The sequence below is a fragment of the Streptomyces sp. PA03-3a genome (assembly GCF_033792735.1).
In the GTDB taxonomy this organism is placed as follows: domain Bacteria; phylum Actinomycetota; class Actinomycetes; order Streptomycetales; family Streptomycetaceae; genus Actinacidiphila.
Genome location: NZ_JARAVM010000004.1, coordinates 14967 through 38619 on the forward strand (window position 1 = coordinate 14967; position 23653 = coordinate 38619).

The window sequence follows — 23653 nt, forward strand, 5'->3', positions numbered from 1 at the left end:
ACACGAGCAACCGGCCGCAACAACCGACCCCCGCACCCCCACCCGCCCAGACACGCCGACGTGACTGCGGTCATTGACAAGGCAGTTGGGCAAACGTTGTCATGAGCATATGCCGTCCCTGATCGGGCGTCGGGAGATCCTCGACCATGCCCGGACACAGCTGACCGCCGGTCCGGGCGTACTGCTCCACGGAGCGGCCGGGATCGGCAAGTCCGCCCTGCTCGCGGTGCTGACCGACGACGCCCCGCCGGACGGCTTCGTGCTGCGGGCCGTCCCCGTCGAGGAGGACGCCAAGCTGCCCTTCGTGGCGTTGATGGACCTCTTCGCGCGGGTGCCCGAGGAGTACGTCGACGGGCTGAGCGCGGGCCCCCGGGCCGCCCTGCGGGCGGCGCTGCTGCGGGGGCACGAGCCGGTGGCGACGCAGAGCCGGCTGGCCGTTCGCGACGCGGCCGTCGAACTGCTGCGGGCGCTCGCGGCGGCCGGGCCCGTGCTGATCGTCGTCGACGACCTCCAGTGGCTCGACACGCCGAGCGCGGAGGTTCTCTCGCTCGCGCTGCGCCGGCTCCCCCCGGGCGAGGACGTGCGGTTCCTGGCCGCGGAGCGCGTCGTGGAGGGCGAGGAGCCGCTCGGGATGCGGTGCTGCCCGCCGGGCACCACGGCGCTGCTCGTGCCGCCGCTGTCGGACGGCGACGTGGCGGAACTGCTGCTGGACGACACCGGGGCGGAGCTGCCGGAACCCGCCGTGCGCGCCGTGCAGGACGCGGCCGCGGGCAATCCGCTGTACGCCCTGGAGCTCGGGCGCGTCCTGCTGCGGGACGGCGCGCCCTTCGAGGCCGGGGACGTGCTCTCCGTACCGCCGCGGCTGCGCGACCTGTTGCTGGACCGGGTGCGGCTGCTGCCCGCCTCCGCCCGGCAGACGCTGCTCGTCGCGAGCGCCGCGGCCCGCCCCACGCTGCCGCTGCTCGCCGGCGCGGGCATCCCGGACCCGGAGGGCGACCTGGCCACCGCGGAGACCCTGGGGGTCGCCGCGGCGGACGCCGAGGGAACGATTCGCTTCCAGCACCCGCTGATCCGTGCCGCGGTCTACACCGACGCCCCGGAGCACGGCCGGCGCACCGCGCACAAACTGCTGTCCCGTGTGGTGCCCGAGCCCGTGGAGCAGGCCCGGCACCTGGCCCTGGCCCACCCGCACGCCGACGAGACCACCGCGGCCACGCTGACGGCCGCCGCCGAGTCCGCGCGCCGTCGCGGCGCCCCCGCCACCGCCGCCGAACTGGCCGCCCTGGCCGCCCGCCGTACCCCCGAGGACCGTCCCGAAGAGCGTGCCGACCGGCTGCTGGCCGCCGCCGAGTACGCCAGCGACGCGGGGCTGCGGGGCGACGCCGGCCGGGCCGCGGAGACCGTGCTCGCCGAGGCCTCCTCCGCGCGGCAGCGCGTACTGGCCCGGCTGATCATGCTCGGCAACGCGGGGCAGGCGCTGGGCGCCACGGGCCGTCTCATCGCGGACGGCCTGGTGGAGGCCGAAGGACATCCGGAGCTCGAGGCCCGGTTGCACCAGTGGGCCGCCCTGCGGCACCTCATCGGCGGACGGCCCGCCCAGGCCTCCGCCCATGCCCGCCGCGCCGCCGACATGGCGGTCCAGGCGGACGCCGTCGACACCCGCGTGGCCGCCCTGGCGCTGCTCGCGCGGCTGCACGCGCTGCACGGAGAGGCGGAGTCCGCCGAGGCCGCGCTCGGTGAGGCGTTCGGTCTCCCCGTGCCACCCGACGGGCCCGGCGCCCGCGAACTGGTGCGCACCCGCGCGATCCTCGCCGCCGACGCCGACCGCGTCACCGAGGCGGAACACGAGATGTCCGGCCTCCTCGGCAGGACCGGCGAGTACGCCTCCGTCGAGGAGACCGCCGCGACGCTGGTGGCGCTGATCCGCATACAGGTGCGGTCCGGACGGTGCCGCGAGGCCCTGGACAACGTCGCCCGCTGCGCGGTGCTGCCCGTCCGGACCGGCAACGACTCGCCGCCCGTGCTGTACGCCGCCGCGCTCGCCGAGACCGCCGGGGGACGCCTGGAGCGCGCCCTGGAGCTCACCGACCGCACGATCCGGGCCTGCATGACCGACGGGGACCAGCTCTTCCTGCTGCGTGCGCTGGGCGTCCGCGGCCGGGCCCAACTGCTGGCCGGGGGACGGGAGAACACCGCGGCGGCCGTCGAGACCCTGCGGCAGGTGCGCAGGATGGGGGAGACGATGGGCCTCGCCGACCCGGTGATGCTGCGCTGGTACGGGGACCTCGCCGAGGCGACCGTCATCCTCGGCGACACGGACTCCGCCGCCGAGATCCTGCGCGCGGCCCGTCGCCGCGCCGGGGCGCGGCCGTCCGCCAGCGTGCAGTCCGCGCTGGACCGTGCGGAGGGGCTGCGGGACTGTGCGCTGGGCCGTTCCAAGCGGGGCGTCACCCGCATCCAGGCCGCCGCGGACCGGCTGCGCGGCCGTTCGCTCCCCATCGACCTCGCCCGCACGCTGATCGTGCTGGGGGCCGCCGAGCGCCGTCCGCGGCGGGCGTCGGCGGCCCGCGACGCACTGGTCGAGGCCCTGGAGATCAGCTCCGCCGTCGGCGCCGCCCCGGTCGAGGCCCGGGCCAGGATGGAACTGGCCCGGCTCGACGCGCGGCGGGAGACGACGGCGCGGACGCCGAACTACACGTAGTCGTAGAAGCCGTGGCCGCTCTTGCGGCCCAGCCGGCCCGCGTCGACCATGCGCTGGAGCAGCGGGGGAGCCGCGTACAGCGGCTCCTTGAACTCGTCGTACATCGACTCGGCGACCGAGGCCACGGTGTCCAGCCCGATCAGGTCGGAGAGCTTGAGCGGGCCCATCGGGTGGGCGCAGCCCATCTCCATGCCGTTGTCGATGTCCTCACGGCTGGCGATGCCGGTCTCGAACATCCGGATCGAGGACAGCAGATACGGGATGAGCAGCGCGTTGACCACGAAGCCCGCGCGGTCCTGGGCCCGGATCGGGTGCTTGCCCAGCACGTCGGTGACGAGCTTCTCGGCGCGCACCAGCGTCTGGCCGTCCGTGGTGAGGGCGGGGATCAGCTCGACGAGCTTCTGCACCGGCGCCGGGTTGAAGAAGTGGATGCCGATCACCTGCTCCGGGCGGGAGGTCGCCACGGCGAGCTTCACCAGCGGGATGGAGGAGGTGTTCGAGGCCAGGATCGCGTCCCGGCGGGTGACCACCTGGTCGAGCACCTGGAAGATCTCGGTCTTGACCTGCTCGTTCTCGACGACGGCCTCGATGACGAGGTCGCGGTCGGCGAAGTCGCCCAGGTCGGTGGTGAAGGTGAGGCGCTCCAGCGTCGCGTCGCGCTCCTCCGCGGTGATCTTGCCGCGCTCCGCCGCCTTGCGGAGCGAGTTCGTCAGCCGGGTACGGCCCAGTTCCAGGGCCTCGCCGGTGGTCTCCGCCACCCGGACGTCCAGTCCGGCCCGGGCGCACACCTCGGCGATACCCGCGCCCATCTGGCCACAGCCCACCACACCGACAAAACGGATGTCGTCGTTCAACGCCCAGCCTCTCCCTGATCGCGAGATGGAGACCCGGACCGTCGTGAGGTCCGGACCAGCCCGCTCGACATTACACCCGGCCGGCGTACCGGTCCGGGTCCCCGCTAGGGCTCTTCCGCCGGGCCCGGGAGCCCCGGTGACCGGGCTTGACGCCGTCGGCGGCACTCCCGCGCCGCGGGTGACGGGGGCGTCGTACGGGACGGCCGGGGCGCCGGGGGCACACCGGACCCGTCCGGCTCCCGGTAGGTTGCCGGACGGAGCGATTCAGCCCAGTATCGGCGCAATATGAATATGACGGGGAATCAGGGGACAGTCATGCGCCGACTCTCACGCAGGACCTTCGCCGTGGGCGCCGCCGGGGCGCTCGGCGGCGTCCTCGCCGCGGGCGGGGCCGCGAGGGCGGCGGACGGGGCGGGCGGCGCGGCCGGGGTCGTTCCCGCGGGGGCAAAGGCGCCGTCCGGGGCGGCGGACGGCCCCGGCGAGCGGGGGCAGTTCCGCGGCATGTGGCTGGCGACGGTGGCCAACCGCGACTGGCCCTCCGCCCCCGGACTGTCGGCCCGTCAGCAGCACGACGAACTCCTCGGCTACCTCGACGTGGCCGTCGAGCGTCGCCTCAACGCGGTCGTCATGCAGGTCCGGCCGACGGCCGACGCCCTGTGGCCGTCCCCCTACGAGCCCTGGTCGGCGTATCTGACCGGGGTCCAGGGGCGGGACCCGGGCTGGGACCCGCTCGGCACGGCCGTGGCGGAGGCCCACGCGAGGGGGCTGGAACTGCACGCCTGGTTCAACCCGTTCCGCGTCGCCACCCACGACGACCCGGGACGGCTCTCCCCGGACCACCCGGCCCGCGTCAACCCCGACTGGACCGTCGCGTACGGCGGCAAGCTCTACTACAACCCCGGGCTGCCGCAGGTCCGCGGTTTCGTCCAGGACGCCATGCTCGACGCGGTCCGCCGCTACCCCGTCGACGGGGTGCACTGGGACGACTACTTCTACCCCTATCCGGTCGCCGGCCGGTACTTCGCCGACGACGACGCCTTCGCCCGATACGGGGAGGGCTTCGAGGACCGCGCCTCCTGGCGGCGCGACAACATCGACCTGCTCGTCAGCGAGACCGCCGCCCGCGTCCGGGCACTGCGCCCGGCCACCCGTTTCGGCGTCAGCCCCTTCGCGGTCTGGCGCAACCGCGGTACGGACCCGCGCGGCTCCGCCACCCGCGGCGGGGTCCAGACGTACGACGACCTCTACGCCGACACGCGCGGCTGGGTCCTCAAGGGCTGGATCGACTACATCGTGCCGCAGGTGTACTGGAACATCGGCTTCGGCGTCGCCGACTACGCCGCGCTCGTGCCCTGGTGGGCCGACGTCGTCGACGGCACGGGCGTCCAGCTCTACATCGGCGAGGCGCTGTACCGCGCGGGCGCGGCCGGCGAGGCGGCGGCCTGGCAGGACCCGGCCGAACTCTCCCGCCACCTCGACCTGGCCCGCAACCATCCCCAGGTGCTCGGCAACGTCTTCTTCTCCGCCAAGGAGGTCGCGGCCGACCCCATCGGCGCGATGTCCCGGGTCGTCGCGGACCACTACCCCACGCGCGTGCGTACGCCCCGCACCGGCCCCGGGGCATAGGCGCGCCATCGGAACCGCGGCCGCGTGGTGCGACGGCCGCGGTCCGGCACGATGCGGTGCGGACGGCTCAGCGGGTGGGGGTCGCGCCCCGCCCGTGCTCCACCGTTGAGTCCGGTCCGGGGGACAGGATGCACTCGTGCCCGTCGTCGTACCGGACGCGGTACGGCGGCTCGCCGCCCTGCCCCATGACCTCGACGATCTCGGCCACCTTGTCGTGCTGGCCGACGACCCGCCCGTGCTGCCTGACCCGGTCACCCTTGTTCGCGTGCATCGGTAGACCTCCTGTGAACTCGGCGGTCCGCAGCCTTGCCCCTCCAGTCTAGGTTCGGGCGTCCGCTCCGCACCCCCGGGAACCGGCCCGGGGCTCAGCCCGGCCGCAGACCGAGTTCCGCCAGCATGCGAGGGTCCGGGGTGCGCCGGTAGCCCGCCCACAGCGGGCCGCCGCAGGCGTGCAGCACTGCGTCCACCGCGGAGGCGAACGCCTCGCGCGGGCCGCCGCGGACGAGGGCGCGGTAACCGCCGAGCAGGAGCCCCGCGAGTTCGGGGTCGGCCTCGCGCAGCCGGCGCGGCAGCCACTTGCCGCCACCGCGCCAGTGGCCGCGGGTGGCGAGCAGGAGTTCCGCGGCGCCCTCCAGCAGGGCGGCGGCCACGGCGAGGAGTTCCTCTTCGTCCCGCGCGCCGAGCAGGTCGTCGCGCAGGTCGGTGACGCAGTAGCGCCGGTGGTCGCGGGCCGCGTCCGTGGCCGCGGGCGGCCCGGCGGCGAGGATCCGCTCCGCGGTGTCGCGCAGCCGGGCGGCGGTCCCGTCGCGGTCGAGCAGGACGACGCCCCGCGCGCACATGAACGCCATCGTGCCGCTGCCGCGGTCCCGGTCCCAGCCCATGAAGGCCCGCGCCGACTCGGGGGTGTGCACGAAGAGCTCGACCGGCCAGGAGCCCCAGGTCAGCGATTCCGCGTGGCATCCGGCGGGCGGATCGAGGACGACGACCACGTCCAGGTCGGACGTCGCCGTCCCCTCCCCGCGGGCGGTGGACCCGCCCAGGAAGCCGGCGAGGGCGTCGGGGAAGCGTTCGGCGAGAAGGGCGCGGGCCGCGCCGAGTGGATCTTCCATGCGCGGACCCTACGCCCTTCGCCGCGGGTTCAGAACGGGTAGTGCGCCTGCTGAGTGGCCAGGGTGACCCAGCGGGTGTTGGAGAACGCCTCCAGGCCCCAGCGCCCGCCGAAGCGGCCGTAACCGGAGGCCTTGAAGCCGCCGAAGGGCGCCTGCGGTTCGTCGGCCACCGACTGGTCGTTGACGTGCACGATGCCGGTGCGCAGCCGGCGGGCCACGGCGAGCCCGTGGGTGCCGTTCTCGGTGATGACGCCCGCGGTCAGGCCGTGTTCGGTGTCGTTGGCCAGGGCCACGGCCTCGTCGTCGTCGGCGAAGGCGGCCACGGTGACGACGGGGCCGAAGGCCTCGCCGTAGTAGATCTCCGCGTCCTTGGGCACGCCGTGCAGCACGGTGGCCGGATGCACCGCACCGTCCGGCTCGCCGCCCCCGGCCAGCACGGTGGCGCCCTTGGCGACCGCGTCCCGCACGAGCGCGGCGACGCGCTGTGCGGAGGCCTCGCTCACCAGCGGCCCGATGACGGTGTGCGGGTGCGAGGGGTCGCCCGAGGGCAGCGTGCCGACCTTGGCGGCGAACTTGGCCGTGAACTCCTCGGCGAGGCTCTCGTGGACGAGGACCCGGTCACCGGACATGCAGATCTGCCCGGAGTTGAGGAAGACGCCGAAGACGGCGGCGTCGACGGCGTAGTCCACGTCCGCGTCGTCCAGCACGAGGATCGCGTTCTTGCCGCCGAGCTCCAGCACGGCGGGCTTGAGGTGGCGCGCGGCGTGCGTGCCGATGATCCGCCCGACCTCCGTCGACCCGGTGAAGTTCACCATGCGGACCCTCGGGTCGGCGATCAGCGCCTCCGCGACCTCCGCGGCGTCCTCACGGGCGTTGGTCACCACGTTCAGCACGCCGTCCGGCAGCCCGGCCTCGCGCAGCACGTCGGCGACGAACAGGCCGCAGGCCACCGGGGCGTCCTCGCTGGGCTTCACCACGACCGTGTTCCCGGCCGCCAGCGGCGCGGCGACGGCGCGTACGCCGAGGATGACCGGGGCGTTCCACGGCGCGAAGGCGCCCACGACGCCGACCGGCTCGCGCACCGCCATGCCGAGGACGCCCTCCTCCTGGGCGCTCAGCACCTCGCCGCGCGGCGCGGTGATGGCGGCGGCCACCTCGCGCAGGATGTTGGCGGCCAGCCCGACGTTGAAGTACGCCCAGGGGTGTGTCGCGCCGGCCTCCCGCGCCATGATCTCCGCGACCTGCTCCGTGCGGGCCTCCAGCAGGTCGGCCGCCGTCAGGAAGATCCTGCGCCGCGCGAACGGGCTGAGCGCCGCCCACTGCGGGAACGCGGCCTCGGCGGCGTCCACCGCCCGGGTGACGTCCTCGGCGCTCCCGGCGGCGACGGTGGCGTACACCTCGCCGGTGAAGGGGCTGACGTCCTCGGCCGTGCGTCCGGAGACGGCCGGGACGTCCTTGCCGCCGATCAGCAGTTCGCGAGAGATGGTCATGGCAGCCCCTGTTCTGGCGCGCGAACGTAGTCGTTCGCACAGTGAACTATCGTTCATCGACCGTTTCGGGCACTGAGTCTGCGACGCGCCCCCCGCGCTGTCAACGGACCGGGACGCGCTGTGCGGGCGGGGTGGGACGGCGGCGGGGCACGACGGCAACGGGGGCGCCTGCGGCGGCGACGGGCCGCGGAGGAGGCCTTCGCCCAGGGGCGCGGCGGGAGTACGCGGAGGCGGGCCTCGCCCGCACGGACGAGCCGGGCGAGCGCGGCGAGGCGCTGCTGGTCAGGTCCGCGGAAAGCCGGGCCGCCACCCGCGGCGGCGGGCCCGAGGCCCGGCGAGCGGTGCACCGGGCCGGAGGGCGGTACGGCGGAGAGGGCGGGACATGAACCGGTCGGGGTTCTGTGCCCGCGGGGCGGAGGCCACCGCTCCTGTAGCGGGTCCGTCCGGCGGCTGTGGCTGCGGCCGCGGCTGCGGTGACGGGAGCAGGGGCCGTCCGGAGCGGGACTTCGGCCTGCCACCGCGAGAGGGCCGGTCGGCGTCGGGACGCCGTGGCGCGGGCGCCTCACGTCCACGGGAGTGTTCCGCGACGTCCGGGCCGCCCTCGCGGGGGCCCGGGCGTCGCGAGGGCGTCAGGCGTCGGCGCGGCGGGCGCGCTCGGCGTCGCGTTCCTTGAGGCGGGCGGTTTCCTTGCGGACCTCGGCCTGGGTGGCGCGCTCCTTCTGCAGCCACTCGGGCGCGTCCTGCTTCAGCGCCTCGATCTGCTCCGTGGTGAGCGCCTCGGTGACTCCGCCGCGGGCGAGGCCGGAGATGGAGACGCCGAGCTTCGACGCCACGACCGGGCGCGGGTGCGGACCGTTGCGGCGGAGCTCCTGGAGCCACTCGGGCGGGTCGGACTGGAGCGCGTTCAGCTCGTCGCGCGACACGACGCCTTCCCGGAACTCGGCGGGGGTGGCCTCGAGGTACACACCCAGCTTCTTCGCCGCGGTGGCGGGCTTCATGGTCTGGGTGGAATGGTGCGACGTCATGCCCCCAGGATATCGATCGCGGGCGCGGCCCCCGACCGGCGCCGGGGTAGCCTGGCCGGATGACCGGCTCGGAAGCTCCCTCCTCGTTCCGCCTCGCCTATGTCCCAGGTGTGATCCCCGCCAAGTGGGTGCGGATCTGGCAGGAGCGGCTGCCCGACATCCCGCTGGAACTCGTCATGGCCACGGCCGCCGACGCCCCCGGGATGCTCCGCGGCCTGGACGCCGACGCGGGCTTCGTACGGCTGCCGATCGACCGGACCGACCTCAGCGCCATCCCGCTCTACACGGAGACCACCGTCGTCGTCGTCCCCAAGGACCACCTGATGGCGGCCGCCGAGGAGGTGTCGGTCGCGGATCTCGCCGACGACGTGGTGTTCCACCCCCTCGACGACACCCTGGACTGGGAGGAGCTCCCCGGGCGGCCCGCGATCGAGCGCCCGGCCACGACCGCGGACGCCGTCGAACTCGTCGCGGCGGGCGTGGGTCTGCTGGTCGTCCCGCAGTCGCTGGCGCGTCTGCACCACCGCAAGGACCTCACCTACCGCACGGTCGTCGACGCCCCGCAGTCGCGGGTGGCCCTGTCGTGGCGCGAGGACACCACGACGGACCGGGTCGAGGACTTCATCGGCATCGTGCGCGGCCGCACGGTCAACAGCACCCGCGGCCGTACCCAGCCCCAGGCGCAGCCGAAGAAGCAGCGCTCGGACGAGGGGGCGGCGCGGCGCAAGCCCGCCGCCGGATCGTCCGGCCGCGCGTCCGCGAAGACGCCCCGCCCCACCGCGAAGCGCGGCAAGCCCCGCCGCCGTTCGTAGCAGGCGGTCCGGCCCCACCCGGGCATAGAGGCGTACGCCTCCCGGCGCCGGTACGCAGGAACGCCCTGCCGCCGGAGGACCGGCGGCAGGGCGCTCTGTGTGGTGCGGTGTTGCTCAGTACAGGTTGCGGTAGGTGTTCCAGCCGGGGCCGATCCGGACCTTCGCCGAGAACTTCCCGGTGCCGGTGGAGGTGTAGCGGTAGAGGTCGCCGGCGGAGTTGACGCCGACGATGTCGCCCTTGCCGTCACCGTTGATGTCGCCGGGTGCGGCGAGCTTGCTGTAGGTGTTCCAGCCGCCGCCGATGGAGACCCGCGACTTGAACGGGGCGGAGGCGTCGCCCGTGCCCGCGTACAGGTAGAGGGTGCCGCCGGTGGTGCGGGCCAGGAGGTCCGTGCGGCCGTCGCCGGTGTAGTCGCCCGCGCCGAGGAGCTTGTTGTAGGCGCCCCAGCCGGAGCCGACCTTGGTCCGCTTGGCGAACGCGCTGCCCGTGCCGTTGCCCCGGTACAGGTAGAGGACGCCGGACTTGTCACGCGCCAGCAGGTCGCCCTTGCCGTCGCCGCTCAGGTCGCCGGGACCGACGAGGCTGTTGTAGATGCCCCAGCCACTGCCGATCTCGTACTCGCCGTTGTACAGCGTGCCGTCGTAGATGATCGGCAGGTCCGCCTGGCCGTCCTTGTCGAGGGACGAGACCAGCGTGAGGTTGACGCCCGACCAGAGCTCTTCGATGAACTCGCGGGGGCTGAGCAGCCCGTTGTTCTTCGAGTAGTACCAGTACAGGTTGTTCTTGGTGTCCAGTCCCATCAGCTCGTTCTTGCCGAAGTCGGGGTTCCCGCCCGCTCCGAGGAACAGCGACACGGCGTTCCAGCCCGTGCCGCCACCAGTGCGGTCGAGGAAGGTGCCCTGCCCGGTCGACGCGAAGAAGTAGGTCGTGCCGTCCTCGGTGCGCGCGAGGAGGTCGGCCAGGCCGTCGCCGGTCTGGTCGTCGACACCGACGAGCTGGTTGTACGCGTTCCAGCCGCTGCCGACCTTGACCCGGCCCGCGAACGGGGCCGCGGCGTTGCCGGTGCCGGCGTAGAAGTACAGGTCGCCGGCGGTCGTGCGGGCGACCAGGTCGCCGATGCCGTCGCCGTTCATGTCGTTCGCGCCGACGAGCTGGTCGTACACGCCCCAGCCGGTGCCGACCTTGGTCCGCGCGGAGAGCGGGTTGCTGTCGACCGCGCCGTTGGACGTGTAGAGGTACAGCTCGCCCGCGGGCGTACGGGCCAGGATGTCGCCCCGGCCGTCGCCGTTCAGGTCGCCGGGTGCGAAGACCTTGTTGTAGATCTGCCAGCCGTTGCCGGACCAGGTGGCGTAGCCGGTGCTGTCCGCGCCCCAGCTCTGGAAGAGCGAGAGCTTGCCGGTCGCCGACAGGGTGAAGAACTCCGGACCACCGCCGCCGTCGAGGTCGCCCGGCGCGATGATGTCCTTGTACTGCTCTTCGTAGTCGCCGTTGATCGTGTAGACGTGACCGTCCGTGCCGCCCGTCGGTTCGACGTAGACCTGTCCGTCGATGGCGCGGTACATCAGGTCGGTGTAGCCGTCGCCGTCCACGTCCTGACGCGGCTTCGCCGGGATGTCCGCGGCGGCCGCGCCGGCGACGCGCGAGGACGGGGCCTTCGAGGTGGTGCGCTTCGGCAGCGTGAGCGTCGGCAGCCGGTCGAGCCGGGGCTGCGCGGGCCGCTCGACGGCCGGGTCGTGCGGTACGGGTGCGTTGTCGGCCGAAGCCGGGGCGGCCAGCAGCATGCCGGCCGAGAGAGCGAGAGCGGTGCAGGCCGCGATCCGGCGCGCTCGTTTCGGGCGCACGAATATGGACCGGGCGGGTTCCACAGGAGACAAAGCCCCCCCAGGGGTAAAAGGATAGAGCCGGGTCGAACGAGTTCACAGACGCTTTACATGCATGGTGAACCGTTCCCGGGACGGGCACAGACTCTACAGCTGCGACGCGTGAGACTGAAGTGGTTTAACGATGATCGACGTGTGAGTTTCTGCTGCTCGGACCAGCAGGGAGCGGGACGAAGGCCGCAGAAGTCGCGGACGCGACTGCCGTGGCACCCGCACTCCCGGGGTCCGTCGCCGGTGCGGCGTCCTTGGCGGGCCGGTCGTCCGGGTGTCCGGTGGCGGCGCCTCCGTCGCGGAGGGTCGGAAAGCTTTGCATAAAAGTTCCGAGCGCCGTATAGTCATGCCATCGACGAGGAGGGTCCATGGCATTCCGGGCAGCGGTGGCGGGAGCGAGCGGGTACGCGGGCGGGGAGATCCTGCGCCTGCTGCTGAACCATCCCGAGATCGAGATCGGCGCGCTCACCGGGAACACCAACGCCGGGCAGCGCCTCGGCGGCCTGCAGCCGCACCTGCTGCCGCTGGCGGACCGCGTGCTGGAGGCCACGAGCGCGCAGGCGCTGGCCGGGCACGACGTCGTCTTCCTCGCCCTGCCGCACGGGCAGTCGGCCGCCGTCGCCGAGCAACTCGGGGACGCCGCGCTCGTCGTGGACTGCGGTGCCGACTTCCGGCTGGAGGACGCCGCCGACTGGGAGCGGTTCTACGGCTCCCCGCACGCCGGCACCTGGCCGTACGGCCTCCCGGAACTGCCGGGTGCGCGTGCCGCGCTGGAGGGGTCCAAGCGCATCGCGGTGCCCGGCTGCTACCCCACCGCGGTCTCGCTCGCGCTCTTCCCCGCGTACGCGGCGGGCCTGGTGGAGCCCGAGGCCGTCGTCGTCGCCGCGTCCGGCACCTCCGGCGCGGGCAAGGCGGCCAAACCGCACCTGCTGGGCAGCGAGGTCATGGGCAGCATGACCCCGTACGGGGTCGGCGGCACGCACCGGCACACCCCCGAGATGATCCAGAACCTGTCGGCCGTGGCCGGGGAGCGGGTCTGCGTCTCCTTCACCCCGACGCTGGCGCCGATGCCCCGCGGCATCCTCGCCACCTGCAGCGCCAAGGCCAGGCCCGGCACCACCGCCGAGGCCGTACGGGCCGCCTACGAGAAGGCGCTGGCCGACGAGCCGTTCGCGCACCTGCTGCCGGAGGGCCGGTGGCCCGCCACCGCCGCCGTGTACGGCTCGAACGCCGCGCTGATCCAGGTGGCGTACGACGAGGCCGCCGGCCGGGTCGTCGTCGTCAGCGCCATCGACAACCTCACCAAGGGGACCGCCGGCGGCGCCGTGCAGAGCATGAACATCGCGCTCGGCCTGCCCGAGGGGCTGGGTCTGAGCACCGCGGGGGTCGCGCCATGACCCCCCGCCCCGCCGCCCGCGCCCGCCGTGCGGTGGCGGTACTGCTCACCCGGGCGGCGCCCTGCGACGCGGGCGTCGACGCGCACGACCCGGCCGCGGTGACCGGGCCGCACACCGACATCACGGCGAAGGCCGCGCCCCTGCGGTGCGTCGGCCCAGAAGCGGACAAGGAGACGACACAGTGAGCGTCACGGCAGCACAAGGGTTCACGGCGGCGGGCATCGCCGCCGGGATCAAGGAGAACGGCAACCCGGACCTCGCCCTCGTGGTGAACGAGGGTCCGCGGCTCGCCGCGGCCGGCGTCTTCACCTCCAACCGCGTCAAGGCCGCGCCCGTCCTGTGGTCGGAGCAGGTACTGCGGGGCGGCCGGGTCTCCGCCGTCGTCCTCAACTCCGGTGGCGCCAACGCCTGTACGGGTCCCGCGGGCTTCCAGGACACCCACGCCACCGCCGAGGCGGTCGCCGGCGCCCTCGGGCAGAGCGCGGGGGAGGTCGCCGTCTGCTCCACCGGGCTGATCGGAGTCCGGCTTCCGATGGACAAGCTGCTGCCGGGCGTCGCCAAGGCGGCGGCCGAACTCTCCGCGCACGGCGGCGAGAAGGCCGCCATCGCGATCAAGACCACCGACACCGTCCACAAGACCGCCGTGCACGAGGGCGAGGGCTGGACCGTCGGCGGGATGGCCAAGGGCGCGGGCATGCTCGCCCCGGGCCTGGCCACCATGCTGGTCGTCCTGACCACCGACGCCGACCTGGACTCCGCCGCCCTCGACGAGGCGCTGCGCGGCGCCACCCGCACCACCTTCGACCGGGCCGACTCCGACGGCTGCATGTCGACCAACGACACGGTGCTGCTGCTCGCCTCCGGCGCGTCGGGCGTCACCCCCGCGGCGGAGTCCTTCGCCGCCGCCGTCGAGGAGGTCTGCGCCGACCTCGCCCGGCAGTTGATCCGGGACGCCGAGGGCGCCTCCAAGGACATCAAGATCGAGGTGATCAACGCCGCGACCGAGGACGACGCCGTCGAGGTGGGCCGCTCCATCGCCCGCAACAACCTCCTCAAGTGCGCGATCCACGGCGAGGACCCCAACTGGGGCCGGGTGCTCTCGGCGATCGGCACCACCTCCGCGGCCTTCGAGCCGGACCGTCTCAACGTGGCGATCAACGGCGTGTGGGTGTGCAAGTCCGGCTCCGTCGGCGAGGACCGCGAACTGGTCGACATGCGCTACCGCGAGGTCCACATCACCGCCGACCTCGCCGCGGGCACCGAGACCGCCACCATCTGGACGAACGACCTCACCGCCGAGTACGTCCACGAGAACAGCGCCTACAGCTCATGAGCGCCCGCAAGCACACCGCCCTGCCGAAGGCGCAGACCCTGATCGAGGCGCTGCCCTGGCTGACCCGGCACCACGGCAGGACGGTCGTCGTCAAGTTCGGCGGCAACGCCATGGTCGACGAGGAGCTGAAGGCGGCCTTCGCCCAGGACGTCGTCTTCCTGCGGCACGCCGGCCTCAAGCCGGTCGTCGTGCACGGCGGCGGCCCGCAGATCAGCGCGCAGCTCGACAAGCACGGGCTGGTCAGCGAGTTCAAGGCGGGGCTGCGGGTCACCACCCCGGAGGCCATGGACGTCGTCCGCATGGTGCTCGCCGGGCAGGTGCAGCGCGAGCTGGTCAACCTGCTCAACCAGCACGGGCCGCTCGCCGTCGGCCTGACGGGCGAGGACGCCCACACCATCAGCGCGACCCGGCACCGCCCGGTGATCGACGGTGAGGCCGTCGACATCGGCCGGGTCGGGCAGATCACCGAGATCGACACGGGAGCCATCCGGGCCCTGCTGGACGACGGCCGCATTCCGGTCGTCTCCTCCATCGCCCGCAGCGCCGACACCGCGGACGGAACAGGGGTCTACAACGTCAACGCCGACACCGCCGCCGCGGCGCTCGCGGCCGCGCTCGGTGCCGAGACCCTGATGGTCCTCACCGACGTCGAGGGCCTGTACGAGGACTGGCCGCGCAGCGACGAGGTCATCAGCCGGCTCACGGCGAGCGAGCTGGAGAAGCTGCTGCCCGAGCTGTCCAGCGGCATGGTGCCCAAGATGGAGGGGTGCCTGTACGCCGTGCGCAACGGCGTCCGCACCGCCCGGGTCATCGACGGGCGGGTCCAGCACTCGATCCTGCTGGAGATCTTCACCGACGAGGGAATCGGCACGATGGTGGTGCCCGACCCCGTCGACGCGGCGGGCGGCGGCACATCGGAGAACGAAGGGGGACGGGCATGACCGGGACCGGCGGCCAGGGGAACGAGGCGCTCACACGGCGCTGGCAGGGCTCCCTGATGGACAACTACGGCACCCCGCGGCTGCCCCTGGTCCGCGGCGAGGGCGCGCGGTACTGGGACGCCGACGGCAAGGAGTACCTGGACTTCCTCGGCGGCATCGCCGTCAACGCCCTCGGCACCGCCCACCCCGCGGTCGTCCGCGCCGTCTCCGAGCAGATCGCGACCCTCGGCCACGTCTCCAACTTCTTCATCGCCGAGCCCACGGTCGCCCTCGCCGAGCGGCTGCTCCAGCTGTCCGGCCGCCCCGGCCGCGTGCTGTTCTGCAACTCCGGCGCCGAGGCCAACGAAGCCGCCTTCAAGATCGGCCGGCTGACGGGCCGTACGCACATGGTGGCCACCGACGGCGGCTTCCACGGCCGCACCATGGGCGCGCTCGCGCTCACCGGGCAGCCCAAGAAGCAGGAGTCCTTCCGCCCGCTGCCCGGTGACGTCACCCATGTGCCGTACGGCGACGCCGACGCGTTGCGCGCCGTGGTCACCGAGGAGACCGCGCTGGTGATGCTCGAGCCCGTCCAGGGCGAGAACGGCGTCGTCGTGCCTCCGGCCGGCTACCTGGCCGCCGCACGGGAGATCACCCGTGCCACCGGCACCCTGCTCGTCATGGACGAGGTGCAGACCGGCATCGGCCGCACCGGCCACTGGTTCGAGCACCAGGCGCAGGGCGTCGAGCCGGACGTCGTCACCCTGGCCAAGGCGCTCGGCGGCGGACTGCCCATCGGCGCCACGCTCGCTTTCGGCCCCGCGGCCGACCTGCTGACCCCCGGTCAGCACGGCACCACCTTCGGAGGCAACCCGGTGGCCTGCGCGGCGGCGCTCGCCGTTCTGGACACCATCGCCCAGGAGGGCGTGCTGGAGAACGTCAAGCGCCAGGGCGAGAAGCTGCGCCAGGGCGTCGAGGCGCTGGGCCACCCTCTGGTCGATCATGTGCGCGGTGCGGGCCTCCTGCTGGGTATCGTGCTCACCGAGCCGCTCTCCGCGCAGGTGCAGAAGGCGGCTCAGGACGCCGGACTCCTGGTGAACGCCGCCGTACCCGACACGGTGCGGCTCGCCCCGCCGCTGATCCTCGGTGACGCCGAGGTGGACGCCTTCCTGGGGGCGCTGCCGGGCGTCCTCGACGCCGTACACGCCGCAGAGGGACCGCGATCCGGGGAATGAGTCGACGATGAGCGAGGCGCAGCAGCAGGCCGGCGGGGGAGCCGCGGCCGTACCGCAGACCCGGATGGCACGCCACCGGCGGATCGTGGACATCCTGAACCGGCTGCCGGTGCGTTCCCAGAGCCAGCTCGCCAAGCTGCTCTCCGACGACGGGCTGAGCGTCACCCAGGCGACGCTCTCCCGCGACCTCGACGAACTGGGCGCGGTGAAGATCCGCACCAACAACGGCGAACTCATCTACGCCGTGCCCAGCGAGGGCGGTTTCCGCACCCCCATGGCACCGCTCGGGGAGTCGGTGAAGGAGGAGCGGATGCGCCGCCTCGCCAGTGAGCTGCTGATCTCGGCGGAGGCCTCGGCCAACCTCGTCGTCGTCCGCACCCCGCCGGGCGCGGCGCAGTTCTTCGCGTCCGCGATCGACCAGGCCGAGGTGTACGACATCCTCGGCACGATCGCGGGCGACGACACGGTCATGCTGATCAGCCGCGACCCGGCCGGCGGGCAGGCGGTCGCCGAGCACCTGCTGCGCCTGGCCGCGGGCGGCTAGAGCGGAGGGCCCGGGCCGAGCCCGGGCCCCTCTGCCTCTGCTTTCCCCGTCCCCGTCAGACGACGGGGCTCAGGCCGCCGTCGAAGTTGATGCCGGTGCCGGTCACGTAGCCGGCCCGGGCGGACAGCAGGAACGCCACCAGGTCCGCGAACTCCTCGGCGCGGCCCACCCGGCCCAGCGGGATGCCGGAGTCGCGGCCCATCGTGGCGTACAGCTCCTCGACGGCGATCCCGCGCTGCTCGGCCTGCCGGGTCCACTGGCCGCTCTCGACCAGGCCGACGAGGACGGCGTTGACCCGGATGTTGTCGGGCCCGAGTTCCTTGGACAGCGCCTTGGTCAGGGCCAGGCCGGCCGCACGGGAGACCGAGGTCGGGGTGCTGCCCGCGCCGGCGGCCTTGGCCGACACGGCGAGGGTGTTGACGACGCCGCCGCCCCCCGCGGCGCGCAGGTGGGGGAGGGCCAGCCGGGTCAGCCGTACCGCGGCGTGCAGCTTCAACTGCAGGTCCTCCTCCCACACCGAGTCGTCCTGGCGCTCGAAGAACCCGGCCGCGCTGCGGCCGGCGTTGTTCACCACGGCGTCGATCCGTCCCCATCGCCCGTCGGCGGCGGCGACGAAGCGCTCGAGGTCCTCGGGACGGGTGACGTCGGCGGGCACGCCCAGCACGTCGGCACCGGTGGCGCCCAGCTCCTTCACCACGTGCTCGATGCGCTCGGAGTCACGTCCGCACAGCGCCACCCGGGCGCCCTCGGCGGCCAGCCGCCGGACAAGGGCCGCGCCGAGTCCGTCGGACCCTCCGGTGACCAGCACGACCTTGCCGTTCAGTTGCAGATCCATGTGACGCATTCTTGCCACCTGCAACAGCTGATCGTCAAGCGCTCAACTTGGCGACGAAACGCCCGAATCCCTTGGTGTGCCAGGTCGTGCCGTCGGCGGCGACGCCGAAGGCCTCCACGTCGGGGAGTGCTTCCAGCCACTCGCGGGCCCGGCCGCCCATGGCGTAGCCGGCCGTCGCCCAGGTGTCCGCCTCGGTGAGGGAGGCGCACACCACGGTGAGCGACGCGGCGCCCCCGGCGGGCGGGGCGCCCGTGCGGGGGTCGAGGATGTGACAGCCGCGCTCGGCGGGACCGGAGGTGGCGACGGCCAGTTCGCCGTCGGCCTCGACGACGGTGGCGAGTCCTCCGGGCCGCAGCGGGTCGGCGATGCCGACCCGCCAGGGGCCGCCGGTCAGCTGGACGTCGCCGCCGCCGTTGAGGCAGACCTTGCCGGCGCCCGCCGCCGCGATCGTGCGGACGGCCCGCTCCACCGCCCACCCCTTGACCAGGCCGGTGGGGTCGAGCGCGGTGCCGGGGCCCGCGTAGCGCGGCGTGAACCAGCCGTCGGTGCGGCGCTCGGCGTCCTCGCACAGCCCGAGGACCTCCCGCACCTCGGGTGAGCACTCCGCGAGGGCGAGTTCACCGCGGCCCAGCCGGCTGATCTCACTGTCGGCGCGGAAGGTGGAGAACACCGCGTCGACCTCGTGCAGGCCCGCCACCGCCTCGTCCAGGGCGTCCCGGACACGGGGGTCGCGGGCGCCGCGCACGTCGAAGGAGAACACCGTCCCCATGCAGTGCTCCACGTGCCGCAGGCGCGGCGGGTTCTCGGACATCGTCAGGCACCGGCCTTGTCCAGGGCGCTCTGCAGCGACGTCCGGTAGCCCTCGCTGGTGAAGGAGGCGCCGGAGACGGTGTCGATCTGCGCGCTCTGCGCGGTGACCGCCGCCCGGTTGAGCTCCGGGACGGCGGTGGCGGTGAGCCGGTCGCTGGTGGGGGTGCCGGCGGGGGCCTGTACGGCGGCCGCCGAGACGATCCGCCCGTCCTCGACCGTGATCTTGACCTGGACGGGGCCGTAGCTGGTCTGCGCGGCGTCCCCGGTGACGGTCTTCCGCGCGGGTGCGCCGCCCTGCCCGCCGGAATCCCGCGTACCGCCGGACCCGCCGCCGTCCGCGGGGTTCGAGGACACCGGCACCGAGGGGTCGGGGCCCGCGGGCGAGGGGGCCGCGGGCGAGGCGGCCGCGGAGGCCGGCGGCACCTGCTGTGCCGGGCCCCCGGCCTGCGAGGTGAACGGCGCCGTCGTCGGCTTCAGGGCGAGCAGCAGCACGACCCCGGAGACGGTCGTCACGCTGCTCAGGAGGATCCGGCGCAGCGGGTGCTTCTTCTTCACTCGGACCTCACATCTCGAAGGACTCGTGGTGGATACGTCGTTCCGGCACTCCGGCCTCGCGCAGCGCGGAGTACGACTCCTCGGCCAGCCCCGGGGGGCCGCACAGGTACACGTCGTGCCGGTCGATGTCCGGCAGCATCCGCCGCAGTCCCTGCGCGGTGATCTCCGGGCGGGCGCCGTCGGGTCCGTTCACCGCGTACACCAGGCGCGCGCCGCGCTCGGCCGCGATCTCCTCCAGCTCGGCCCACAGCGCGAGGTCCTGCCTGCTGCGGGCCCGGTAGAGCAGGGTGAGGTCGCCCGGCGCGGCCGGCAGCGTCTCGAACAGCGCGCGCAGCGGGGTGATCCCCGCGCCGCCGGCCAGCAGCAGCACCTTGCCGCCGCGGCGGCGGGAGGCCGTCATGGCGCCGTACGGGCCCTCGGCCCACACCCGCGTGCCGGGCTCGAGCGTGGCCAGCGCGGAGCTGTGGCCGCCCACCGCCTTGACGGTGATCCGCAGCAGGTCGGGCCGCGGCGGCGCGGACAGGGAGTAGGGGTTGGCGCTCCAGCGCATCCCCTCGGCGAGGAAGCGCCAGCGGAAGAACTGGCCGGGCTCGGCGCCGAGGCGGTGCAGCCTGCGTCCCGTGATCAGCACCGAGACCACGCCCGGCGCCTCCTCCACGGTCTCCGCGACCCGCATGCGGTGCCGCATGTTCAGCCGGACGGGCACCAGCACCCGGTACCAGAGCACCAGCGCCGTCACCGACCCGTACAGCGCGTACCAGACGCCGCGCGCGGTGGCGCTGCCCGCGAACTCGGCGCCGGTGGCGAGCTGGTGCCAGAAGGTCAGGTAGACCGCGGCGTAGGTCAGCAGGTGGATGTAGTACCAGGTCTCGTAGCGCAGCCGTCGGCGCAGCACGCCCGCCGAGACGAAGCCGACGACCAGCAGCAGCACGGTGCCCGCGGTCGCCTCGATCATCCGCGGGTAGTCCATGACCACGGCGACCGACTGCTGCACCACCGGCTGCCCGGACTGCTCGGAGTAGCCCCACAGGATCAGCGCGACGTGCGCGACGACGAGGGAGACGGCGTAGCGGCCGCTCATCGCGTGCCAGCGCGCCACCCGGTCGCTGCCCACGCGCCGCTCCAGCGCGGGGACACGGGCCATCTGCAGGACGACCAGGGCGATGGCGTAGCCGCCGAGCAGGCCGGTGATCCGGCCCGCGGCGGTCAGCCGGCCGGCCGTGGTGGGCTGGACGTAGGGGGTGTTGCCCCACCACAGCCACACGACCCCGGCGGCGCCCGCCCAGGCCAGGAGGAGCAGCGGGATCGCGGGGGAACGGCGGGGCCGGATCCGGCGCATGGCCTGCCGCCTGCCCGCCCTGCTGTTGTGGATCATCGTGGTCGTGGCCGCCATGCCCATGGATACGCGCGCGCTCGCGCCGCTGCTCAAAGCCCGGTTTCTCGCTACGTGGCGTGAGGCGTTGTGGTATGGCCGCGCGGAGCGGGGAGCAGCCGTGCGGGGCGGCCGGAGCGCCCTCGGCTCGGGTGGCGCGGCGAGCCGCCGACACGCCTGTGACCTGCGCCGACACGGCCGATTGACGAAGCATGCAGAGGAGTGCATACTTATACCCAACAGCGTATGCATCATCACCGCCGCCATACGCACTCGACCTCGCGCACCAAAGGAGAGACCCGTGACCGAGCGCGTCGTACTCGCCTACTCGGGCGGACTGGACACCTCCGTCGCCATCGGATGGATCGCCGAGGAGACCGGCGCCGAGGTCATCGCCGTGGCCGTGGACGTCGGCCAGGGCGGCGAGGACCTGGACGTCATCCGCAAGCGGGCGCTGGCCTGCGGCGCGGTGGAGGCCGAGGTCGCCGACGCCAGGGACGAGTTCGCCGACGAGTACTGCCTCCCGGCGATCAAGGCCAACGCCCTCTACATGGACCGCTACCCGCTGGTCTCCGCGCTCTCCCGGCCGACCATCGTCAAGCACCTCGTGGCCGCCGCCAAGAAGCACGGCGCCTCGATCGTCGCCCACGGCTGCACCGGCAAGGGCAACGACCAGGTCCGCTTCGAGGCCGGCATCTCCTCCCTCGCGCCCGAGCTGACCTGCATCGCGCCGGTCCGCGACTACGCGATGACCCGGGACAAGGCGATCGCGTTCTGCGAGGAGAAGAACCTCCCGATCGCCACCACCAAGAAGTCCCCGTACTCGATCGACCAGAACGTCTTCGGCCGCGCCGTCGAGACCGGATTCCTCGAGGACATCTGGAACGCCCCGATCGAGGACGTCTACGAGTACACCCAGAACCCCGCCGCGGCCCGCGAGGCCGACGAGGTGATCATCACCTTCGAGCAGGGCGTCCCGGTCGCCGTCGACGGCAAGCCGGTCACGGTCCTGCAGGCCATCCAGCAGCTCAACGAGCGCGCGGGGGCACAGGGCGTCGGCCGGATCGACATGGTCGAGGACCGCCTGGTCGGCATCAAGTCCCGCGAGGTGTACGAGGCTCCGGGCGCGATCGCCCTGATCACCGCCCATCAGGAGCTGGAGAACGTCACCGTCGAGCGCGAACTGGCCCGCTACAAGCGGCAGGTCGAGCAGCGCTGGGGCGAGCTGGTCTACGACGGCCTGTGGTTCTCCCCGCTCAAGCGGGCCCTGGACGGCTTCATCGAGGAGGCCAACCAGCACGTCACCGGCGACATCCGGATGACCCTGCACGGCGGCCGCGCCGTCGTCACCGGCCGCAAGTCCGCCGAGTCCCTGTACGACTTCAACCTGGCGACGTACGACACCGGCGACACGTTCGACCAGTCCCTCTCCAAGGGCTTCATCGAGATCTTCGGCATGTCGTCGAAGATCGCCGCCAAGCGCGACCTGGCCTAGGCGCTGTCGTCAAGGTCCCGCCTGCCACGCCCTCCGGGCGGCCGGCGGTACTTTGACGACAGCGCCCGGTCAGTAGCCTCGACCACGGCAGCCCGCCTCCTCGCCCGTCCGGGCGGGGAGGCGGGCGCACATCCACCCCCGAGGGAAGCGAGCAGAGCAGTGAGCACCAACAGCGGCGACGTCCGGCTCTGGGGCGGGCGTTTCGCCGACGGTCCCGCGGAGGCGCTTGCCAAACTCTCCGCGTCCGTCCACTTCGACTGGCGGCTCGCGCCGTACGACATCGCGGGCTCCCGCGCCCACGCGCGCGTGCTGCACAAGGCGGGGCTGCTCAGCGACGTCGAGCTGACCCGCATGCTCGCCGGGCTCGACCAGCTGGAATCCGACGTCGCCGACGGCTCCTTCACCGGGACCATCGCCGACGAGGACGTCCACACCGCCCTGGAGCGCGGCCTGCTGGAGCGGCTCGGTCCCGACCTCGGCGGCAAGCTGCGCGCCGGCCGGTCCCGCAACGACCAGGTCGCCACACTCTTCCGGATGTACCTGCGCGACCACGCCCGGATCATCGGCGGCCTGATCGCCGAGCTGCAGCACGCCCTGGTCCGGCTCGCCGAGACGCACATCGACGTCGCCATGCCCGGCCGCACCCATCTGCAGCACGCGCAGCCGGTGCTCTTCGCCCACCATGTGCTCGCCCACGTCCAGGCGCTGTCCCGGGACGCCGAGCGGCTGCGGCAGTGGGACGTGCGCACCGCCGTCTCCCCGTACGGCTCCGGCGCGCTGGCCGGTTCCTCGCTGGGGCTGGACCCGGAGGCGGTCGCCCGGGACCTCGGCTTCGAGCACGGCTCGGTGGCCAACTCCATCGACGGCACGGCCTCGCGCGACTTCGTCGCCGAGTTCGCCTTCGTCACCGCCATGATCGGCGTCGACCTCTCGCGGATCGCGGAGGAGGTCATCATCTGGAACACGAAGGAGTTCTCCTTCGTCACCCTCCACGACGCCTTCTCCACCGGTTCGTCGATCATGCCGCAGAAGAAGAACCCGGACATCGCCGAACTCGCCCGCGGCAAGTCCGGGCGGCTCATCGGCAACCTGACCGGCCTCCTGGCCACGCTGAAGGCGCTGCCCCTGGCGTACAACCGGGACCTGCAGGAGGACAAGGAGCCGGTCTTCGACTCCTGCGACACCCTCGAGGTCCTGCTGCCCGCCTTCACGGGCATGATGGCCACGCTCACCGTCAACCGGGAGCGCATGGAGGAGCTGGCCCCGGCCGGCTTCTCGCTCGCCACGGACATCGCCGAGTGGCTGGTGAAGCAGGGGGTGCCCTTCCGCGTCGCACACGAGGTCGCGGGGGAGTGCGTCAAGGTCTGCGAGGCCGAGGGCATCGAGCTGGACCAGCTGACCGACGAGCAGTTCACGAAGATCTCGCCCCACCTCACCGCGCAGGTGCGCACCGTGCTCGACGTCCACGGCGCGCTGGCCGCCCGTGACGGTCGCGGCGGGACCGCGCCGTCGGCGGTGGTCGTCCAGCTCGCCGAGGTCAAGCGGGACCTCGCGGTCCAACTGGCGTGGGCGCAGGCCAAGAGCTGATCCCGAGAGCGGGGAGCCCGGCCGGGTCCGTCCACCCGGCCGGGCTTCTTCGTCCTCGCGTTTGAGACATCAACGTCTCGT

General features: G+C 73.3%; 21 protein-coding genes. 11 read left to right on the plus strand and 10 right to left on the minus strand.

The genetic code is table 11. The annotated features are described in order from the left end of the window. Positions 1-109: 109 nt before the first annotated feature. Complete coding sequence (locus PV342_RS05610; protein WP_500316015.1) at positions 110-2701, plus strand: AAA family ATPase; 2592 nt, start codon at positions 110-112, stop codon at positions 2699-2701. On the opposite strand, the gene PV342_RS05615 is transcribed toward PV342_RS05610, so the two are convergent. Continuing rightward, positions 2692-3555 (minus strand): 3-hydroxybutyryl-CoA dehydrogenase, encoded by an 864-nt coding sequence (locus PV342_RS05615; protein WP_037733364.1) that lies wholly within the window; start codon positions 3553-3555, stop codon positions 2692-2694. The two genes, PV342_RS05610 and PV342_RS05615, sit on opposite strands and share 10 nt — an antisense overlap. Positions 3556-3870: 315 nt before the next feature. Here PV342_RS05615 and PV342_RS05620 point away from each other — a divergent pair, with 315 nt between their 5' ends. Next, on the plus strand, positions 3871-5181 hold the full coding sequence (locus PV342_RS05620) for a glycoside hydrolase family 10-like protein (protein WP_500316018.1): 1311 nt from the start codon (positions 3871-3873) through the stop codon (positions 5179-5181). Between the two features lie 67 nt (positions 5182-5248). On the opposite strand, the gene PV342_RS05625 is transcribed toward PV342_RS05620, so the two are convergent. From PV342_RS05625 to PV342_RS05640, 4 genes are all read right to left on the minus strand, one after another. Then, positions 5249-5452 carry a DUF1918 domain-containing protein gene (locus PV342_RS05625; RefSeq protein WP_018564295.1) on the minus strand — a complete coding sequence of 68 codons (204 nt, stop codon included), beginning with the start codon at positions 5450-5452 and terminating at the stop codon, positions 5249-5251. Positions 5453-5546: 94 nt separating this feature from the next. Continuing rightward, entirely contained in the window at positions 5547-6290 is a 744-nt protein-coding gene (locus PV342_RS05630) for a nucleotidyltransferase domain-containing protein (protein ID WP_361002696.1), read from the minus strand. A 29-nt stretch (positions 6291-6319) separates the two neighbouring features. Beyond that, entirely contained in the window at positions 6320-7780 is a 1461-nt protein-coding gene (locus tag PV342_RS05635; protein ID WP_500316021.1) for an aldehyde dehydrogenase family protein, read from the minus strand. A 629-nt stretch (positions 7781-8409) separates the two neighbouring features. After that, complete coding sequence (locus PV342_RS05640) at positions 8410-8805, minus strand: DUF5997 family protein (protein ID WP_018564292.1); 396 nt, start codon at positions 8803-8805, stop codon at positions 8410-8412. A gap of 59 nt (positions 8806-8864) precedes the next feature. Between PV342_RS05640 and PV342_RS05645 the strand changes: the two genes are divergently transcribed. After that, on the plus strand, positions 8865-9617 hold the full coding sequence (locus PV342_RS05645) for a LysR family substrate-binding domain-containing protein (protein ID WP_400800665.1): 753 nt from the start codon (positions 8865-8867) through the stop codon (positions 9615-9617). Positions 9618-9731: 114 nt separating this feature from the next. Here the strand turns inward: PV342_RS05645 and PV342_RS05650 are convergent, their stop codons facing one another. Continuing rightward, positions 9732-11399, minus strand: a complete 1668-nt coding sequence (locus PV342_RS05650; RefSeq protein WP_500316189.1) for an FG-GAP repeat domain-containing protein — start codon at positions 11397-11399, stop codon at positions 9732-9734. Positions 11400-11857: 458 nt separating this feature from the next. Between PV342_RS05650 and argC the strand changes: the two genes are divergently transcribed. The 6 genes from argC to PV342_RS05680 are packed head-to-tail and all read left to right on the plus strand — an operon-like array spanning position 11858 to position 16918. Next, a complete protein-coding gene (gene argC / locus PV342_RS05655) occupies positions 11858-12886 on the plus strand; it encodes an N-acetyl-gamma-glutamyl-phosphate reductase (RefSeq protein ID WP_329188861.1) in 1029 nt (342 codons plus the stop codon). Then, positions 12883-13071, plus strand: coding sequence for a hypothetical protein (locus PV342_RS05660; protein WP_361002710.1), 189 nt, complete (start codon positions 12883-12885; stop codon positions 13069-13071). Before argC ends, PV342_RS05660 begins: the two co-directional genes overlap by 4 nt. Beyond that, complete coding sequence (gene argJ / locus PV342_RS05665) at positions 13068-14219, plus strand: bifunctional glutamate N-acetyltransferase/amino-acid acetyltransferase ArgJ (protein ID WP_361002712.1); 1152 nt, start codon at positions 13068-13070, stop codon at positions 14217-14219. Before PV342_RS05660 ends, argJ begins: the two co-directional genes overlap by 4 nt. Next, entirely contained in the window at positions 14216-15160 is a 945-nt protein-coding gene (gene argB / locus PV342_RS05670; protein ID WP_400800656.1) for an acetylglutamate kinase, read from the plus strand. Before argJ ends, argB begins: the two co-directional genes overlap by 4 nt. Next, the gene (locus tag PV342_RS05675; RefSeq protein WP_361002716.1) at positions 15157-16374 is read left to right on the plus strand and encodes an acetylornithine transaminase; all 1218 of its coding nucleotides are present in this window, start codon (positions 15157-15159) and stop codon (positions 16372-16374) included. Before argB ends, PV342_RS05675 begins: the two co-directional genes overlap by 4 nt. A 7-nt stretch (positions 16375-16381) precedes the next feature. Further along, positions 16382-16918 carry an arginine repressor gene (locus tag PV342_RS05680; protein WP_018564284.1) on the plus strand — a complete coding sequence of 179 codons (537 nt, stop codon included), beginning with the start codon at positions 16382-16384 and terminating at the stop codon, positions 16916-16918. Between the two features lie 55 nt (positions 16919-16973). Here PV342_RS05680 and PV342_RS05685 read toward each other — a convergent pair whose 3' ends face one another. From PV342_RS05685 to PV342_RS05700, 4 genes are read right to left on the minus strand one after another with little or no spacing between them, the layout of a single operon-like run. Further along, a complete protein-coding gene (locus PV342_RS05685; protein WP_361002719.1) occupies positions 16974-17753 on the minus strand; it encodes an SDR family oxidoreductase in 780 nt (259 codons plus the stop codon). A 34-nt stretch (positions 17754-17787) separates the two neighbouring features. Continuing rightward, on the minus strand, positions 17788-18564 hold the full coding sequence (locus tag PV342_RS05690) for an FAD:protein FMN transferase (RefSeq protein ID WP_386990296.1): 777 nt from the start codon (positions 18562-18564) through the stop codon (positions 17788-17790). A gap of 2 nt (positions 18565-18566) precedes the next feature. After that, on the minus strand, positions 18567-19118 hold the full coding sequence (locus PV342_RS05695) for an FMN-binding protein (RefSeq protein ID WP_386990299.1): 552 nt from the start codon (positions 19116-19118) through the stop codon (positions 18567-18569). Positions 19119-19125: 7 nt separating this feature from the next. After that, the gene (locus tag PV342_RS05700) at positions 19126-20511 is read right to left on the minus strand and encodes a ferredoxin reductase family protein (protein WP_037733385.1); all 1386 of its coding nucleotides are present in this window, start codon (positions 20509-20511) and stop codon (positions 19126-19128) included. A gap of 280 nt (positions 20512-20791) precedes the next feature. Between PV342_RS05700 and PV342_RS05705 the strand changes: the two genes are divergently transcribed. Next, entirely contained in the window at positions 20792-21985 is a 1194-nt protein-coding gene (locus PV342_RS05705) for an argininosuccinate synthase (RefSeq protein WP_018564278.1), read from the plus strand. 159 nt (positions 21986-22144) lie between these two features. Beyond that, positions 22145-23572: an argininosuccinate lyase gene (gene argH, locus PV342_RS05710; protein WP_018564277.1), complete on the plus strand. Its 1428-nt coding sequence runs from the start codon at positions 22145-22147 to the stop codon at positions 23570-23572. Positions 23573-23653 lie beyond the last annotated feature (81 nt).

What these genes read in the sequence shown, in the direction of transcription:
- PV342_RS05610 (WP_500316015.1), top strand. Translation starts at nt 110, where the DNA reads ATGCCGTCCCTGATCGGGCGTCGGGAGATCCTCGACCATGCCCGGACA.
- PV342_RS05620 (WP_500316018.1), top strand. Translation starts at nt 3,871, where the DNA reads ATGCGCCGACTCTCACGCAGGACCTTCGCCGTGGGCGCCGCCGGGGCG.
- PV342_RS05625 (WP_018564295.1), bottom strand. Translation starts at nt 5,452, where the DNA reads ATGCACGCGAACAAGGGTGACCGGGTCAGGCAGCACGGGCGGGTCGTC.
- PV342_RS05630 (WP_361002696.1), bottom strand. Translation starts at nt 6,290, where the DNA reads ATGGAAGATCCACTCGGCGCGGCCCGCGCCCTTCTCGCCGAACGCTTC.
- PV342_RS05635 (WP_500316021.1), bottom strand. Translation starts at nt 7,780, where the DNA reads ATGACCATCTCTCGCGAACTGCTGATCGGCGGCAAGGACGTCCCGGCC.
- PV342_RS05640 (WP_018564292.1), bottom strand. Translation starts at nt 8,805, where the DNA reads ATGACGTCGCACCATTCCACCCAGACCATGAAGCCCGCCACCGCGGCG.
- PV342_RS05645 (WP_400800665.1), top strand. Translation starts at nt 8,865, where the DNA reads ATGACCGGCTCGGAAGCTCCCTCCTCGTTCCGCCTCGCCTATGTCCCA.
- PV342_RS05650 (WP_500316189.1), bottom strand. Translation starts at nt 11,399, where the DNA reads ATGCTGCTGGCCGCCCCGGCTTCGGCCGACAACGCACCCGTACCGCAC.
- argC (WP_329188861.1), top strand. Translation starts at nt 11,858, where the DNA reads ATGGCATTCCGGGCAGCGGTGGCGGGAGCGAGCGGGTACGCGGGCGGG.
- PV342_RS05660 (WP_361002710.1), top strand. Translation starts at nt 12,883, where the DNA reads ATGACCCCCCGCCCCGCCGCCCGCGCCCGCCGTGCGGTGGCGGTACTG.
- argB (WP_400800656.1), top strand. Translation starts at nt 14,216, where the DNA reads ATGAGCGCCCGCAAGCACACCGCCCTGCCGAAGGCGCAGACCCTGATC.
- PV342_RS05675 (WP_361002716.1), top strand. Translation starts at nt 15,157, where the DNA reads ATGACCGGGACCGGCGGCCAGGGGAACGAGGCGCTCACACGGCGCTGG.
- PV342_RS05680 (WP_018564284.1), top strand. Translation starts at nt 16,382, where the DNA reads ATGAGCGAGGCGCAGCAGCAGGCCGGCGGGGGAGCCGCGGCCGTACCG.
- PV342_RS05685 (WP_361002719.1), bottom strand. Translation starts at nt 17,753, where the DNA reads ATGGATCTGCAACTGAACGGCAAGGTCGTGCTGGTCACCGGAGGGTCC.
- PV342_RS05690 (WP_386990296.1), bottom strand. Translation starts at nt 18,564, where the DNA reads ATGTCCGAGAACCCGCCGCGCCTGCGGCACGTGGAGCACTGCATGGGG.
- PV342_RS05700 (WP_037733385.1), bottom strand. Translation starts at nt 20,511, where the DNA reads ATGGCGGCCACGACCACGATGATCCACAACAGCAGGGCGGGCAGGCGG.